Origin of the sequence: Microbacterium sp. (assembly GCF_040394595.1) — a bacterium.
In the GTDB taxonomy this organism is placed as follows: Bacteria; Actinomycetota; Actinomycetes; order Actinomycetales; family Microbacteriaceae; genus Microbacterium.
The window spans coordinates 1-15,416 of sequence record NZ_JBEBSA010000001.1; the positions used below are offsets into that span (position 1 = coordinate 1).

Sequence of the window (15,416 nt, forward strand, 5' to 3'; positions counted from 1 at the left end):
CGCCCCAACGCCCGCGCCCCCGCTCCCCCCCCCGGGCCACCCCCCCCCCCCCCCCCCCGCCCCCCCCCCCGCGGCGGGGGGGGCGGGCGCGCGCGCGCCCCCCCCCCCCCCCCTCTGCATCCGCCTGCCGTCGCTCATCCGCCGTACGTGAAGCGTCCGCCGACGAGAGTGGCCGCGATCTCCATCGTCCTCAACGCGTCCGCATCCGCATCACGCGGATCCTCGGCGCACAGAGCGATGTCCGCCAGAGCCCCGGGGGCGATCTCCGCGCTTCCCCGGGTGCCGTGGTGCGAGCTCGCGCGCAGGGCCCTCTCGATCGGGATCCGCTCCTCCGGACGCCAAGGGGTGTCATGGTCGGCATCGATGCGAGTGACCGCCGACGCGATCGCCTGCCAGGGGTCGAGCGGAGCCACAGGTGCATCCGAGCCGAATCGCAGTCCCGCACCGGCCGCGTCCAGGCTGGCGAGCGGATAGGCGACCGACGTCTGGGCCGCCCACAGCCGATCGACGAGCCGGCGGTCGTCCATCGCATGCTGCGGCTGAACGCTGGCATCGACCCCGAGCCGCGCGAAGCGGACGAGATCCGCGTACCGCACGAGCTGCGCATGCTCGATCGTGCCCTGGATGCCGGTCGCCGTGAACGCGTCGAGCGCGATGGTCGTGGCCACGTCGCCGATCGCGTGCACAGCGGCCTCGAGCCCGGCGCCGGCCGCACGGACAAGCAGCGCATGCAGCTCGTCCGCCGAGACGTTCAGCATCCCTGTGCCCTCGGCGCCGTCCGTGTAGGGATGGCTGCAGGCAGCCGTCCGCGTGCCGAGAGAGCCGTCCGAGATGACCTTCAACGGCCCCATGCGCACGAGCCCGTTCGTGCCGTCGATCTCGGAGCCGGTCGCAAGGCCTTCGGCGATCGCCCGCTCCAGCTCCGCGGGATAGACGGCGCACTCGACGCGGTGGGACGAGAATCCGCCGGCGACACGGCGTGCCCAGGCCTCGGGGTTCCAGGCCATGTCGAAGTCGACGACGCCGACGACACCGCGCGCCGCGGCACGACGGCCCGCCTGTTGCACAGCTCCGTCCGCGACGTTCGAGTCCGCGGCGTTGAGGCGGCGAGAGATCTCGAACGCCGGCGCCTCGCGCAGCACCCCGTCGTCATCGGCCCCGATGAAGCCCTCCCGGCGCAGAGCGGCCGTGTTCAGCCAGACGCTGTGGACGTCGGCGTTGATCAGGTACGTCGGGGTGGTTCCGGTCGCCGCGTCGAGCAGTGCCCGCGACGGAGGCTCGGTCCAGAGCGCGTCGCGGTAGCCGGACCCGACCCTCCGCCCGTCACCCAACGCGGACACCGACGCCATCAGCCGCGCGGCCTCGGATGCGGATCTCGCCGCGCCGAGGGGCTCGCGCTGCGCGGCCAGTGCCCATTGCACCGTGTGGACGTGATGATCCCAGAGGCCGGGGATCGCCCAGCATCCCTCGCCGTCGAACACCTCTCCGCCGTGCCGGAGGTTCCCGGAGGGAGCGATGTCCACGATGATCCCGCCACAGATCAGCAGGTCGACGGGATCGCCGGTCGGGAGCAGCTCGCTTCCAGCCCCCGCGACGCGGATGTCGCGGAGGAGTACCTCAGCGCTCATCCGCGTGCAGCCACTCGGGCCTGATGCGCCCGGCGCATCTCCGCCGCCAGCTCGGGCTGCCCGTACTCCCCGCCCGCTTCGAGCTCGGCGATCACGGCCTCCACGACGTTGTCGGGCCGATTCTGGCTGAGCTTGCGTTTCGCGACCACTCGCGTCGGCGTCAGCCGGAATCCCGCCGTGCCGAACTCGAGGGCGGAGATGTAGGCCTCGTCATTGGGCGCTTCCCACATTGATCGCGGCTTCGGCAGCCTGCTCTCGAAGTGGCGGACGAGGTCGTCGAGCACCTTCAGGTTCTCCTCTGTGCTGAGCACCTCCGGCACCCCGGAGAGATGGACGGCGACGTAGTTCCAGGTGGGCACCGCCTTCACATCGCCGTACCAGTTCGGCGAGACGTACCCGTGCGGCCCCTGGAAGACGAGCATCAGCTCCCGTTCTCCCAGTCCGAGGATCCGGTCGTCCGGCTTTCCCACATGGCCCACGACCGTGAGGTCGTCGCGGGCGGGGTCGAGCAGCACCGGATAGTGGGAGGCGACGAGCCCCTCCTCGCCGCCGGAGACGATCGTCGCCCAAGGGTTGCGGGCGATCACGCGACGGAGCTCCGTCACATCGGTCATCGCGAAACTCGGGTTCTGACGCATGAGAACAGACTACGGTCGCGCGGACGTCCCGGCGCTCCGCGAGACCGATTCGGACGCAGGGTTCAGCGCTGGCAGGAGGGGCACCAGTACAGCTTGCGCGCGCCGATCTCCTCCAGCGCGATCTCCGTGCCGCACACTCGGCAGGGCAGGCCGGCGCGGTGATAGACCCAATGCCGGTCGTCCCGGCTCGCCATCGCCGCCCGGTACCCCTCGGGCGAGAGCCCGTCCATCGTCATCATCTGCCCGGTCTCGACGCCGATCGAGAGGAGCGCCACCCAATCGCTCCAGAGCGCACGGACGATCTCCTCCGGCACGTCCCGCCCGGGGGTGTGCGGGTCGAGACGCGCGCGGAACAGCATCTCCGCACGGTAGACGTTGCCGATGCCGCTCACCACGGCCTGGTCCATCAGCAGCAGCGCGATCGCCGTGGGCTTGCGCCGCACGGCGGCGACGAATCGCTCCTCGCCCTCGGCAGGATCGCCCACGAGCGGGTCGGGACCGAGCTTCGCCACAGTCGCGAGCATCTCGTCCGGCGTCTGCAGGACGCACGCGGTCGGTCCGCGCAGATCCGCGCAGGTCGACTCGGTCAGCAGCCGCAGCCGCACCTGGCCCACCACCGGCGGCGGCCATTCCGCATCGTCGTCCGCGAGCGGGCTCGTCTGCTCCGACATCCGCACGTGCACCCGAGCCCGGCGCGGGGCGCCGATCGAGGTCAGGGAGTTCTCCCCCGCCTCGTCGAGCACTGCAGCCTCAGCGTCCAGGACGGTGCCGCGTTGATTGGTCTGCCCCATGCGCCCGTTCGCCGCGGCGATGGTCGGATCCACGAGGATCTCACCGGCGAAGTCCCAGGCGCCGTAGAGTCCGAGGTGCACGCGCAGCCAGGTGTCCCCCTCGAACTCCAGGAACATCTGCTTGCCCACCGCCATCGCCCGCAGGGTCTCGCGCCCGTCGAGCACGGCGGCCCCTTCCGCGAACCGCCCCTGTGGGCTGGACGCGTGGATCTGGCGGCCGACGAAGTTCCGCGTGAACTGCCGGGCGATCCGGTGGACGGAATGTCCCTCTGGCATGTCAGGCCCGCGGGTCCGGGAGCAGGGAGCCGTCGCGCTCGAAATCGGCGATCTGCCCGATCCGCCGCACGTGGCGCTCCTCCCCCGAGAAAGGCGTCTCGATGAAGCGGTCGATGAACGAGACGACCTCCTCGAAGGTGTGCTGGCGTGCGCCGATCGAGATCACGTTGGCATCGTTGTGCTCGCGGGCGAGCTCCGCCGTCGAGAGGTTCCAGACGAGCGCGGCGCGGATGCCCCGCACCTTGTTCGCGGCGATCTGCTCACCGTTGCCGGAGCCGCCGAAGACGATGCCGAGAGCCTCGGCACCCGTCGACTGATCGGCGACGACGGCCTGCGCCGCGCGGATGCAGAACGCCGGATAGTCGTCGACCGGGTCATAGGAGAGCGGACCGTGGTCGACGACCTCGTGGCCCGCGGTCCGCAGATGCTCCTGCAGCTGTGTCGAGAAGTCGAGGCCTGCGTGATCGGTGGCGATGTGGATGCGCATGGCAACCATCCTAGAAGCGGCTCAGGGCGCGATCCCCGCCGCCGCAGGACGGAAGCCGAGACGCGCGTTCTCGCAGTCACCCGGACGGGAGACGTCGTACCAGGGGCCTAGAGGTGTCACGTGCGGCCTCTCCGCCGCCGGCGTGCCTTCGATCCGTTCCTCCACGAGGTCGACCAGGCCGGAGACGAACGCCGGATGCACACCGGGGGTCGGCGTGCGCACCGCGCGGATGCCCGCCTCCGCCGCCGACTCCATCGCTTCGGTGTCCAAGTCCCAGAGCACCTCCATGTGGTCGCTGACGAATCCCAGCGGCACGATCACGACCGCCTCGACGCCCCGCGAAGGGAGCTCGGCGATCACGTCGTTGATATCCGGCTCGAGCCACGGCTGGCTGGGCGGGCCCGAGCGCGACTGGAAGACCAGCTCCCACGGCAGCACCCCTCCGCCGACCGGCAGGTTCTCCATCACGAACTCCGCGACGGCGCGGTGCTGCGCGGCGTACGCCCCGCCCTCTCCCCAGTCGACGTCGCGCGGACCCGAGCGCTCGGCGTCGCCGGTCGGGATGCTGTGCGTGGCGAAGAGGACCTGGATGTGCTCGGCGGGGATCCCGTCGTCGAGCAGCGCCGATACGGCCTCGGCGACGCCCTCCTGAAACGGGGCGACGAAACCGGGGTGGTCGAAGAAGAGGCGGACCTTGTCGGCGACGACCTGCCCCTCCAGCTCCGACGCCGTGATCGCCCGCGCGATGTCCTCACGGTACTGGCGGTCGCTGGAGTAGGAGCTGTAGGCGCTCGTCGCGAGGACCAGGAGTGTGGTGTGGCCGTCGTCAGCGGCCTGTGTGAACGCCTCATCGAGGTACGGGCCCCAGTTGCGATTGCCCCAGTACACCGGCAGCTGCAGTCCGCGACGGGAGATCTCCGCCTCCAGGGCGGCCTTCAGCGCGCGGTTCTGCTCGTTGATCGGACTGATGCCGCCGAAGTGACGGTAATGATGGGCGACCTCCTCGAGACGCTCATCCGGGATCCCCCGCCCACGTGTGACGTTGCGGAGGAACGGGATGACGTCCTCCTGCCCCTCAGGACCGCCGAAGCTGGCGAGCACCAGCGCGTCGTAGCCGACCGGGGTCTCGACGAACGGTGCGCCGCTCGCCGCGGCGGGTGAGGCGAACAGGACGACGTCTGAAGTCTCGATTGTCACGCCTCGCATCCTCGCATCCTCGCCTATGACTCTCCTCTGTCCGGCCGATGACGCGCGGGCACCGCCCCCGCGAGCACCTGGCGTAGGCTGTCAGGGTTGCCGCCGGCGCCAGCAGCGTCACACCATGGCGACACCCCCTGAACCCCCTGGGAGAAGAGCAGTGCCTGGAGAGAACCTCACCCGCATCGAGGCGCAGGAACGTCGCGCCGTCGTCGACACACAGTCCTATGAGGTCGCGCTCGACCTCACCAAGGGCGACGAGGTCTTCGGCTCGCGCAGCGTGGTGCGCTTCACCGCGACACCGGGGAGCTTCACCTTCATCGACCTCATCGCCCGTTCGGTGCGGGAGATCTCGCTGAACGGCGAGCAGCTCGATCCCGAGGACGTGTTCGCCGACTCGCGCATCGCCCTCACCGACCTGCAGGCCGAGAACGTGCTCGTCATCGACGCCGACTGCGCCTACACGAACACCGGAGAGGGCCTGCACCGCTTCGTCGATCCCGTGGACGGCGAGGTCTACCTCTATTCGCAGTTCGAGGTGCCGGACTCCCGCCGCGTGTTCGCGGTGTTCGAGCAGCCCGATCTCAAGGCCACCTTCCAGTTCACGGTCACTGCGCCGGCCGCTTGGAAGGTCGTCTCCAACTCCCCCACCCCCGAGCCGATCGTGCACGGCGAGAACGCCACCTGGGGCTTCGAGCCGACTCCGCGCATCTCTTCCTACATCACCGCGCTCGTCGCCGGACCCTATGAGGCGGTCTTCTCGGAACTCACCAGCGCGTCCGGCCGGGTGATCCCCCTCGGCGTCTACGGGCGCAAGAGCCTGTGGCAGTACCTCGACGCCGACTACATCTTCGACAAGACACGAGAGGGCTTCGCCTATTTCGAGTCGAAGTTCGGTGTGCCCTATCCCTTCGCCAAGTATGACCAGCTCTTCGTGCCCGAGTTCAATGCGGGCGCCATGGAGAACGCGGGCGCGGTGACGTTCACCGAGACCTACGTGTTCCGGGGCAAGGTGACCGACGCGGTCAAGGAACGCCGCGTCGTCACGATCCTCCACGAGCTGGCGCACATGTGGTTCGGCGACCTCGTGACCATGAAGTGGTGGAACGACCTGTGGCTCAACGAGTCGTTCGCCGAGTGGGCGTCGACCATCGCCACCGCCGAGGCCACCGAGTGGACCGAGGCCTGGACGACCTTCAACGCCATGGAGAAGACCTGGGCGTACCGCCAGGACCAGCTTCCGTCGACGCATCCCGTCGTCGCCGAGATCAACGATCTGCAGGACGTGCAGGTCAACTTCGACGGCATCACCTACGCCAAGGGCGGGTCCGTGCTCAAGCAGCTCACCGCGTGGGTGGGCATCGACGCCTTCTTCACAGGCGTCCACGAGTACTTCGCCAAGCACTCCTGGGGCAACACGGAGCTCTCCGACCTCCTCACCGAGCTGGAGCGGACCAGCGGACGCGACCTCGGATCGTGGTCGAAGAAGTGGCTCGAGACCGCCGGCGTGAACACACTCGCTCCCGTCATCGTCGAAGACGCATCCGGGGTGATCTCCCGCTTCGCCGTCACCCAGACCGCCCCCGCGGACTACCCGACGATCCGCCCGCACCGCCTCGGCATCGGATTCTACGACCTCGACGGCGACGCCCTGGTGCGCACCCACTACGTCGAGGTGGACGTCGACGGCGACCGCACCGAGATCCCCGAACTGCAGGGACGCAAGCGCCCCGCGCTCGTCCTGCTCAATGACAACGACCTCGCCTACGCGAAGATCCGTCTCGACGAGAAGTCGCTCGCCACGGCGATCGAGCACCTCTCCGACATCAGCGACCCCCTGGCGCGGTCCCTGGTGTGGGGTGCGGCCTGGGACCAGACCCGCGACGCCGAGAGCGCGGCGAGCGACTACATCGACCTGGTGCTCGGCAACATCGGCCGCGAGAGCGAGTCGACAACCATCCGCACGACGCTCGCGCAGCTCCTCCTCGCGGCGAGCAGCTACGTCGCGCCCGGAACCAGGGCGGCGACGCGCGAGAAGGTCGCCGACGGCCTCTGGGCCCTCGCACAGCAGGCCGCTCCCGGCAGCGACAGCCAGCTGCAGCTGGTCACCGCGTTCGCGAACGTCCTCGTGACCCCGGAGCACGCCGGCATCGTCGGACGCCTGCGCGCCGGCGAGGAGACGCTGCCCGGTCTCGACATCGACGCCGACCTCTCCTGGCAGCTCCTCGCGGGCCTCGCCGCGGCGGGGGCGACCGACGCGGCCGCGATCGACGCCGCGCTCGCCGCGGACAACACCTCGAAGGGTGCCGAGTTCGCGGCGCAGGCCCGTGCGGCCCTGCCGACCGCGGAGGCCAAGCAGACCGCCTGGTCCTCGCTGATCGACGAGGATTCCCTGCCCAACACGCTGGTGCGCTCCGCGGCGCTGGGCTTCGTGCATCCCTCGGGCGTGGACGTGCTCGACGAGTTCGTGCCGCGGTACTTCGACATGCTGCTGCCCATCTGGGAGGGCCGCACGTACCAGATCGCCGACTACCTGGTGGTCGGGCTGTACCCGCGTTCGCTCGCCAGTCGTGAGCTGCGCGACGCGACACGCGGCTGGCTGTCGGAGCACCAGGACGCGCCGCCCGCGCTGCGCCGCCTGGTGCACGAGAACCTCGCCGACGTCGAGCGGGCCCTCGCTGTGCAGAGCCGCGACGCCGACATCTGAGCCGCTTCGAGAAGGCCTCCGCACCCAGCCGGCGCGGAGGCCTTCTCGATAGGATCGGCCTGTGACTGTCCTCCCCTTCGCCACCAACGATCCGGGTTTTCCGACCACCTGGAACGACGTCGTGGCGCTCCTCGGGACCATTGGTGAAAAGCTGCTCCGGATCGCCATCGTCGTCGCGATCTGCGTGGCGCTCGCCTTCCTCCTCAGGCTCGTGATCCGGCGTGTCGTCCGCCGGATCGTGAACAGCGCCAAGAGCAAGGCCCAGGTGAGCGACACCGTCGCCCTCGAGCGCTCCCCGCTCGCCGACATGCGGCTCGTGCAGCGCACCCGCACCCTCGGCACGATCCTCCAGAACATCGTCAACGTCACGCTCGTCGTGGTCGCGCTGGTGCTGATCGTCAACGTGATCGACAACCAGCTCATCGGATCGCTCACACTCATCACCGCGGCTGTCGGCGCCGGCCTCGGCTTCGGCGCCCAGAACATCGTCAAGGACGTCCTCAACGGCCTGTTCATCGTCGCGGAGGACCAGATCGGCATCGGCGACGTGGTCGATCTCGGGCTGGCGACGGGTGTCGTCGAGTACGTCAGCGTGCGGATCACACAGGTACGCGATGTGAACGGCACGCTCTGGTACGTCCGCAACGGCGAGGTCACCCGCATCGGCAACATGTCCCAGGGCTGGGCACGGGCGATCACCGACGTCGGCGTCCCTGCGGACGCCGCGATCGAGGACGTCGAGCAGGCGCTCATGGACGCCGCGCACGGGCTCGCGACCGACCCGCGCTGGCGCACCCGCATCATCGAGAGCCCCGAGCTGTGGGGCCTCGAGGTCATCACGGGCGAGACGCTCATCATCCGCGTGGTCATCAAGACCCGCGCGAACGCCAAGGACGACGTCGCCCAGGAGCTCCGGCTGCGACTCAAGGCCGCGATCGAAGGCCTCGGGCTCCCGGCGCCCAGCCTCACCGCGGTGTACCCGACGGGCTCCGAGGGCTCCCGGCGCGTACGGGGCGCGAACCCTCCGCGCACTCGTCCCAATGCGGTGACCGGCGTCCCTGCTCCGGAGCGCGGCACCTGGCGCAAGCGGAACCCCACGCCGAAGACCGAGAAGGCACCGGCGGAGACGCCGAAGAAGCCGCGGAAGCCGGCCGAGGGGTACGGCCCCGGCGCCGACGGAGAGGACGGGAAGAAGTGACGTTCTACGACGAAGTCGGCGGCCACGACACCTTCGAGCGTCTGGTGTCGGTGTTCTACCGCGAAGTCGCCCTCGATCCCGTGTTGCGCCCGATGTACCCCGAGGAGGACCTCGGCCCGGCGGCCGAGCGCCTGACGCTCTTCTTCGTGCAGTACTGGGGCGGGCCGGGGACCTACAGCGAGCAGCGGGGGCATCCCCGTCTCCGTATGAGACACGTCCCCTTCCGCGTCGACCCCGACGCCCGGGACCGCTGGCTGCGGCACATGCGCACCGCGGTCGACGAGGTCGGCTTCTCGCCGATGCACGAGGCCGCACTGTGGGACTATCTGGAGAGGGCCGCGCACGCCATGGTGAACACCATGGAGCGCTCCGACCTCGGCCCCTCGCAAGGGCCGCGCACCGACCTCGGACTCACCTCCTGAGCCCGAGTCCTCTCACGACGAAGGAGTCGCAGATGACGTCCACTCCCCTCGAGACAGACGTCCTCGTCATCGGCTGGGGCCTCTCGGGCCTCGTCGCCGCGGCGGAGGCGCTGGCCGCAGGCAAGCATGTGACCGTGATCGACCAGGAGCCGAGGAGCAACCTGGGCGGACAGGCCTGGTGGTCGTTCGGAGGTCTCTTCCTCGTCGACTCGCCGGAGCAGCGACGGATGGGCATCCGCGACTCCTACGACCTGGCCCGGGAGGACTGGTTCGGGAACGCCGGTTTCGACCGGCCGGAGGACGAGTGGCCGCGCCGCTGGGCCGAGGCCTATCTGCAGTTCGCCGCTACGGAGAAGCGGACCTGGCTGCGCGAGCGGGGAGTCGGTCTCTTCCCCATCGTGGGGTGGGCGGAACGCGGAGGCTATGGAGCGATCGGCCCGGGAAACTCCGTCCCGCGCTTCCACATCACCTGGGGCACCGGCCCCGGCATCGTCGCCCCGTTCGCCGACGCCGTCCAGCAGGCGGAGTCCGAGGGTAAGGCGGCGCTGCTCCCCCGCCATCGGGTCACCGAGCTGATCGTCTCGGAGGGCACAGTCGTGGGAGCGCGCGGGTCGGTCCTCATCGCGAGTGCCGAGGCGCGGGGTGTCGAGAGCAGTCGCGACGTCTCCGGCGACTTCGAGATCAGGGCCGGCGCGACGATCGTCGAGTCCGGCGGGATCGGCGGCAATCACGAGCTCGTGCGCAAGGCCTGGCCCGGGCGGCTCGGGACGCCGCCGGACGAGATGCTCACGGGCGTCCCCGCCTACGTCGACGGCTCGATGCACGAGGTGTCCCGGGCCGCCGGAGCCCGGCTCGTCAACGAGGACCGGATGTGGCACTACGTCGAGGGCATCACGAACTGGGATCCGGTGTGGCCGTCGCACGGCATCCGCATTCTGCCCGGCCCCTCCTCCCTCTGGCTCGACGCGACAGGGGCACGTCTTCCCGTGCCCCTGTTCCCCGGCTTCGACACACTGGGAACCCTCGCGCATCTGCGGACGACCGGGTACGACCATTCCTGGTTCGTGACCACGTTGAAGATCGTGGAGAAGGAGTTCGCCCTCTCCGGCAGCGAGCAGAACCCCGACCTCACCGGCAAGGACGTGCAGCTGCTCCTGAGGTCGCGCCTCGCCAAGGGAGCCACCGGGCCGGTCCAGAGGTTCCTCGAGGAAGGCGGCGACTTCATCGTCGAGGACGATCTCGACCTGCTGCTGCGGCGGATGGCCGCGATGCCGGGCGGCGAGCACCTCGATCTGGATCGCGTCCGTCGGGAAATCGTGGCCCGCGATCGCGAGATCGACAACGACTTCACCAAGGACTCCCAGATCGCGATGCTGCGCTCGATGCGCGCGTACCGCGGGGACAAGCTGCTCCGCACCGCACCGCCGCACAGGCTCCAGGACCCGTCCGCCGGGCCACTGATCGCCGTCAAGCTGCACGTCCTCACGCGCAAGTCGCTCGGCGGCATCGAGACCGACCTCGACGGCCGCGCTCTCGACGCCACCGAACAGGCGATCCCCGGCCTGTACGCGGTCGGCGAAGCGAGCGGGTTCGGCGGAGGGGGCATGCACGGTTATCGCGCACTGGAGGGGACCTTCCTCGGCGGATGCCTCTTCTCGGGACGCCAGGCGGGAAGGACGGTCGCCCGCTCCTAGCTGCCCGTCTCGCGGATCGGCGTCAGCCCGACGGCTGCGGGGCCGCGGCTCAGCACATGCCCTCGCCGGAATGCGAGACGCGTCCAGCGGCCGGAGACGGTCACGGCGATGTCCTCGGCGCCTGAGATGAAGCCGAACGCGTGAGCCGCGAAGGCGACACCCCGCGGCAGATCCCCGAGTTCCGGATCGGGCTCCCCCCATACCGAGGCGCGGACGCTCCGCACGATCTCCTCGCCGGACTGCGTCCCGGCACCGCGCGCGACCGCGGCCATCCCCCACTGAGCGCGTTCTGCGATCGTCGAGGCGGCGATCTCACCGGTGCGCTCCCATCCGCCTCGGGGGGCGGAGATGCCCGCCCAGGCGGGCGCACGACCGCTGTCCGGCAGCTGCAGCATCCGGTCGTCGTCCGTCTCCCCGAGCTCATCGACGACGAGGTCGCATTCGAGCTCGGGATCGGCGTGGACGATCCGCATCGCGAGCACGGTCGGGGTGCGATCGAAGAGCCCCTGAGGCGCGAGGGCGGCGGCGGTGACCGCGAGCACGCCTCCGGAGGCCTGAAGGCGCACGCCGTCATCGGAGATCGTGGCCGCCCGGCCGAGGAAGGTCAGCACATCCCGAGCGGTGGGCGCATCGGCGAGCACGAGACGAGGGGGCACGCCCTCTAGAATACCGATCGGTGCCGCGACCGAGGCCGGCGCCGAGGAGCGGAAGGCGGGCGATGGAAGAGCAGACCACGGCGGAGGAGACCGTCGAACGACTGCTGGCCGTGCTCGATCTGGACGGCTCCGGCGCGCGCACCACCGAGGACATCTTCACCGGGGTCTCCCATCCGATGCCCACCGGACGCATCTACGGCGGGCAGGTCCTCGCGCAGTCCGTCGTGGCCGCGGAGCGGACGCTTCCCGATGATCGCGCTCTGCATTCGATGCACGGCTACTTCCTGCGCCCCGGGGATGCCTCCCAGGGGTTGACGATCTCCGTCGATCGGATCCACGACGGCCGTTCCTTCTCCACCCGCCGTGCTCAGGCCTATCAGAACGGCGTGCCCATCTTCTCGATGATCGCGTCCTTCCAGGATGAGGCCCCGGGCATCGAGCATGCGGAGCCGATGCCCGTGGGCATACCGGCACCGGAGGACCTCCCTTCCGATGAGGAGGTCTCCGGAGGCATCCATCCTCTGTCGCAGCGGATGCTGACCGATCGGCCGGCGGATGTCCGTCACGTCGAAGGCCCGATCTACCTGGCCGCCGGCGAAGAGAGGAAGGCCAGCCAGGCGGTCTGGATGCGCATGCGTGCGCCGCTCCCCGACGAGCCGGGCATCCACCGCGCGGCACTCGCGTACCTCAGCGACATGACGATCCAGGAGTCGATCCTCCGTGCGCACGGCCTCGCCTGGTCGCTCGGCGGGATGAAGGTCGCGAGCCTCGACCACGCGATGTGGTGGCACCGCTTCGCGCGGGTGGACGACTGGCTTCTCTACGTGCAGACCTCCCCGAACGCGCGGAGCGGTCGGGGTCTCGCCGCCGGCCGGATCTACACCCGCGACGGCGTGCTGGTCGCGAGCATCGCACAGGAGATCATGATCCGGGTCCCGGAGGACTGATCCACCGCCTCAGCGGCGGACGTATTGCAGGGGCTCCCCCACGTACGGCTCCCACGCTTCACGCATCTCCGGGGCGAGGCGGACGGGCCTCGTGGTCTCGGCGTCCACGAGCACGATGACCGCGGTCGAACGGGCGTAGAGCACGCGCTCCTCGCTGCCCGGATGGTTGTACACCTCGTAGCAGACCTCGATGCTGGATCCGCCGAGCTTGCCGAACCACATCTGCACGTCGAGCGGGTGGCGCTGATACGGCACCGGCGCCAGGTACTCGATCTCCTGCCGTGCCACGAGCGTGAGCACGCCCGCGTCGATCCCGGACGACAGCACCGCGGTCGGCGGGGCGTCCTCCCCCGGTCCGGCGGTCCAGAAGGCGCGTACGCGCGCCTCCTCGAGCAGTTTGAGCATCGACGTGTTGTTCACATGGTTGAACGCGTCGAGGTCACCCCATCGCAGATGGATGGGGATGCTCAGCCGGCCCGGTCCCTCAGTCACGGGTCAGCTTGCGGTGCGCGGTGCGGTGCGGGCGGGCGGCGTCGGGGCCGAGCCGCTCGATCTTGTTCTTCTCGTACGCCTCGAAGTTGCCCTCGAACCAGTACCACTGGTCGGGCTTCTCGTCAGTCCCCTCGTAGGCGAGGATGTGCGTGGCGATGCGGTCGAGGAACCACCGGTCGTGGGTGATCACCACGGCGCAACCCGGGAACTCGAGGAGGGCGTTCTCCAGCGACTGGAGGGTCTCGACGTCGAGGTCGTTCGTCGGCTCGTCGAGGAGCAGCAGGTTGCCGCCCTCCTTGAGCGTCAGGGCGAGGTTGAGACGGTTGCGCTCACCGCCCGAGAGCACCCCGGCCTTCTTCTGCTGGTCCGGTCCCTTGAAGCCGAACTTCGAGACGTAGGCCCGGGAGGGGATCTCGGTCTTGCCGACCGTGATGATGTCGAGCCCGTCGGACACGACCTCCCAGAGGGTCTTGTCGGGGTCGATGCTCGCGCGCGACTGGTCGACGTAGCTGATCTTGACGGTCTCGCCGACCTTCAGGTCCCCGCCGTCGAGCGGTTCGAGGCCCACGATGGTCTTGAAGAGCGTCGTCTTGCCGACGCCGTTCGGGCCGATGACGCCGACGATGCCGTTCGGCGGCAGGTTGAAGCTGAGCCCGTCGATGAGCGAACGGCCGTCGAAGCCCTTCTGCAGGTTCTTCGCGTCGATCACGATACTGCCGAGACGCGGACCGGCGGGGATCTGGATCTCCTCGAAGTCCAGCTTCCGGGTGCGCTCGGCCTCGGCCGCCATCTCCTCGTAGCGGGCGAGACGCGCCTTGGACTTCGTCTGGCGTCCCTTCGCGCTGGAACGCACCCACTCGAGCTCGTCCTTGAGACGCTTGGCGAGCTTGGCGTCCTTCTTGCCCTGGACCTCGAGGCGCTCGGCCTTCTTCTCGAGGTAGGTGGAGTAGTTGCCCTCGTAGCCGATCAGGCGGCCTCGGTCGACCTCGGCGATCCACTCGGCGACGTGGTCGAGGAAGTACCGATCGTGGGTGATCGCGATCACGGCGCCCTTGTAGGCCTGAAGGTGCTGCTCGAGCCAGAGCACGCTCTCCGCGTCGAGGTGGTTGGTCGGCTCGTCGAGCAGGAGGAGGTCGGGCTTCTGCAGCAGGAGCTTGGCAAGGGCGACGCGGCGCTTCTCTCCACCGGAGAGAGGGGCGATCGAGGCGTCTCCCGGCGGCGTGCGCAGAGCGTCCATCGCCTGCTCGAGCTGCGAGTCGAGGTCCCAGCCGTCGGCCGCGTCGATCTCCTCCTGGAGCACGCCCATCTCGGCCAGCAGGGTGTCGAAGTCGGCATCAGGATCGGCCATGAGAGCCGAGATCTCGTTGAACCTGTCGAGCTTCGCCTTGATCGCGACGCCGTCCTGGATGTTCTCCAGCACGGTCTTCGACTCGTCGAGCTCCGGCTCCTGCATGAGGATCCCGACCGAGAAACCGGGACTCAGCTTCGCCTCGCCGTTCGAGGGCTGATCGAGACCGGCCATGATCTTCAGGATCGTCGACTTTCCGGCGCCGTTCGGGCCGACCATGCCGATCTTCGCCCCGGGCAGGAACGCCATCGTCACGTCGTCGAGGATGAGCTTCTCGCCCACCGCCTTGCGCGCGCGAACCATGGAGTAGATGTACTCGGCCACGAAGATGCCCCTTCTGTCGGCGATCGTCCGGTCGTCAGGACCGACTCACCAGCCTACCGGCCTTCTCCGCCGCCTCGCGCGGGCGGCGCGGTCTTCACCAGTCGATCGGCCGCGTGTCCCCGATCAGGCACCGCCCCTCGGCGAGCTGCGCCATCACCATGGTCACCGGCTCGCCCGTGGACGGACCGACCTGCCCGATCAGGCACTGCTTCTGTCCCCAGGCCACCGAGAACTGCAGGCTCTCTGCCGGATTCCGCACGGTCGACTCGTCCTGCGTCACCTGCATCCGCTTCTTGTCGAAGCCCGCCGCGACGAGCGCGTCGACATAGGCCCGCCCCTCCGCCTTCTTGGCCGCCCCCCACACGCTCATGGTCACCTTGTCGAACAGGGGAAGGTTCTCCTCCGCCGTCCCGTCGGGGTGGAGCACCGGCTCCGAGGGTCCGGCCGTCGACGCGGTGTTCCCAGGGGAAGGCGAGGCCGAAGGCGTCGCCGCCGGAATCGGAGAGCACGCCGTCAAGGCGAGCAGCGCGACCGCGAGAGCAGCGGTGCGGATGCGGGCTGAGGACGAGATCTTTCCACGGGGCACGATCCGAGTCTATGCGGCCGCGCGC

The 15,416-nt window shown here is 69.5% G+C and carries 14 protein-coding genes; 5 read left to right on the top strand and 9 right to left on the bottom strand.

The genetic code is table 11. The features are described from left to right. Positions 1-134: 134 nt before the first annotated feature. The 5 genes from ABWO84_RS00005 to ABWO84_RS00025 all read right to left on the bottom strand — a co-directional run bounded on the left by ABWO84_RS00005 (position 135) and on the right by ABWO84_RS00025 (position 5,026). Entirely contained in the window at positions 135-1,628 is a 1,494-nt protein-coding gene (locus ABWO84_RS00005) for an amidohydrolase (protein WP_353111226.1), read from the bottom strand. Further along, positions 1,625-2,266 carry an FMN-binding negative transcriptional regulator gene (locus tag ABWO84_RS00010; protein WP_353111228.1) on the bottom strand — a complete coding sequence of 214 codons (642 nt, stop codon included), beginning with the start codon at positions 2,264-2,266 and terminating at the stop codon, positions 1,625-1,627. The genes ABWO84_RS00005 and ABWO84_RS00010 overlap by 4 nt, the downstream gene beginning before the upstream one ends. A gap of 62 nt (positions 2,267-2,328) precedes the next feature. Continuing rightward, positions 2,329-3,333 (bottom strand): Fpg/Nei family DNA glycosylase, encoded by a 1,005-nt coding sequence (locus ABWO84_RS00015; protein ID WP_353111230.1) that lies wholly within the window; start codon positions 3,331-3,333, stop codon positions 2,329-2,331. Position 3,334: 1 nt separating this feature from the next. Next, entirely contained in the window at positions 3,335-3,820 is a 486-nt protein-coding gene (locus ABWO84_RS00020; protein WP_353111232.1) for a ribose-5-phosphate isomerase, read from the bottom strand. A 21-nt stretch (positions 3,821-3,841) separates the two neighbouring features. Then, on the bottom strand, positions 3,842-5,026 hold the full coding sequence (locus ABWO84_RS00025; RefSeq protein ID WP_353111234.1) for a ferrochelatase: 1,185 nt from the start codon (positions 5,024-5,026) through the stop codon (positions 3,842-3,844). 151 nt (positions 5,027-5,177) lie between these two features. Here ABWO84_RS00025 and pepN point away from each other — a divergent pair, with 151 nt between their 5' ends. The 4 genes from pepN to ABWO84_RS00045 all read left to right on the top strand — a co-directional run bounded on the left by pepN (position 5,178) and on the right by ABWO84_RS00045 (position 11,038). Next, on the top strand, positions 5,178-7,724 hold the full coding sequence (gene pepN, locus ABWO84_RS00030) for an aminopeptidase N (protein WP_353111236.1): 2,547 nt from the start codon (positions 5,178-5,180) through the stop codon (positions 7,722-7,724). A gap of 61 nt (positions 7,725-7,785) precedes the next feature. Continuing rightward, the gene (locus ABWO84_RS00035; protein WP_502915354.1) at positions 7,786-8,922 is read left to right on the top strand and encodes a mechanosensitive ion channel family protein; all 1,137 of its coding nucleotides are present in this window, start codon (positions 7,786-7,788) and stop codon (positions 8,920-8,922) included. Further along, entirely contained in the window at positions 8,919-9,344 is a 426-nt protein-coding gene (locus ABWO84_RS00040; protein ID WP_353111238.1) for a globin, read from the top strand. Before ABWO84_RS00035 ends, ABWO84_RS00040 begins: the two co-directional genes overlap by 4 nt. A gap of 32 nt (positions 9,345-9,376) precedes the next feature. Then, positions 9,377-11,038: an FAD-binding dehydrogenase gene (locus tag ABWO84_RS00045; RefSeq protein ID WP_353111240.1), complete on the top strand. Its 1,662-nt coding sequence runs from the start codon at positions 9,377-9,379 to the stop codon at positions 11,036-11,038. Here the strand turns inward: ABWO84_RS00045 and ABWO84_RS00050 are convergent. Then, entirely contained in the window at positions 11,035-11,694 is a 660-nt protein-coding gene (locus ABWO84_RS00050; protein ID WP_353111242.1) for a DUF8185 domain-containing protein, read from the bottom strand. The two genes, ABWO84_RS00045 and ABWO84_RS00050, sit on opposite strands and share 4 nt — an antisense overlap. A 62-nt stretch (positions 11,695-11,756) precedes the next feature. Between ABWO84_RS00050 and ABWO84_RS00055 the strand changes: the two genes are divergently transcribed. After that, on the top strand, positions 11,757-12,641 hold the full coding sequence (locus ABWO84_RS00055; protein WP_353111244.1) for an acyl-CoA thioesterase: 885 nt from the start codon (positions 11,757-11,759) through the stop codon (positions 12,639-12,641). A 9-nt stretch (positions 12,642-12,650) separates the two neighbouring features. On the opposite strand, the gene ABWO84_RS00060 is transcribed toward ABWO84_RS00055, so the two are convergent. From ABWO84_RS00060 to ABWO84_RS00070, 3 genes are all read right to left on the bottom strand, one after another. After that, positions 12,651-13,133: an acyl-CoA thioesterase gene (locus ABWO84_RS00060; protein WP_353111246.1), complete on the bottom strand. Its 483-nt coding sequence runs from the start codon at positions 13,131-13,133 to the stop codon at positions 12,651-12,653. Then, a complete protein-coding gene (ettA, locus tag ABWO84_RS00065) occupies positions 13,126-14,805 on the bottom strand; it encodes an energy-dependent translational throttle protein EttA (RefSeq protein ID WP_353111248.1) in 1,680 nt (559 codons plus the stop codon). Before ettA ends, ABWO84_RS00060 begins: the two co-directional genes overlap by 8 nt. 94 nt (positions 14,806-14,899) lie before the next feature. After that, positions 14,900-15,391: a DUF6993 domain-containing protein gene (locus tag ABWO84_RS00070; RefSeq protein ID WP_353111250.1), complete on the bottom strand. Its 492-nt coding sequence runs from the start codon at positions 15,389-15,391 to the stop codon at positions 14,900-14,902. Positions 15,392-15,416 lie beyond the last annotated feature (25 nt).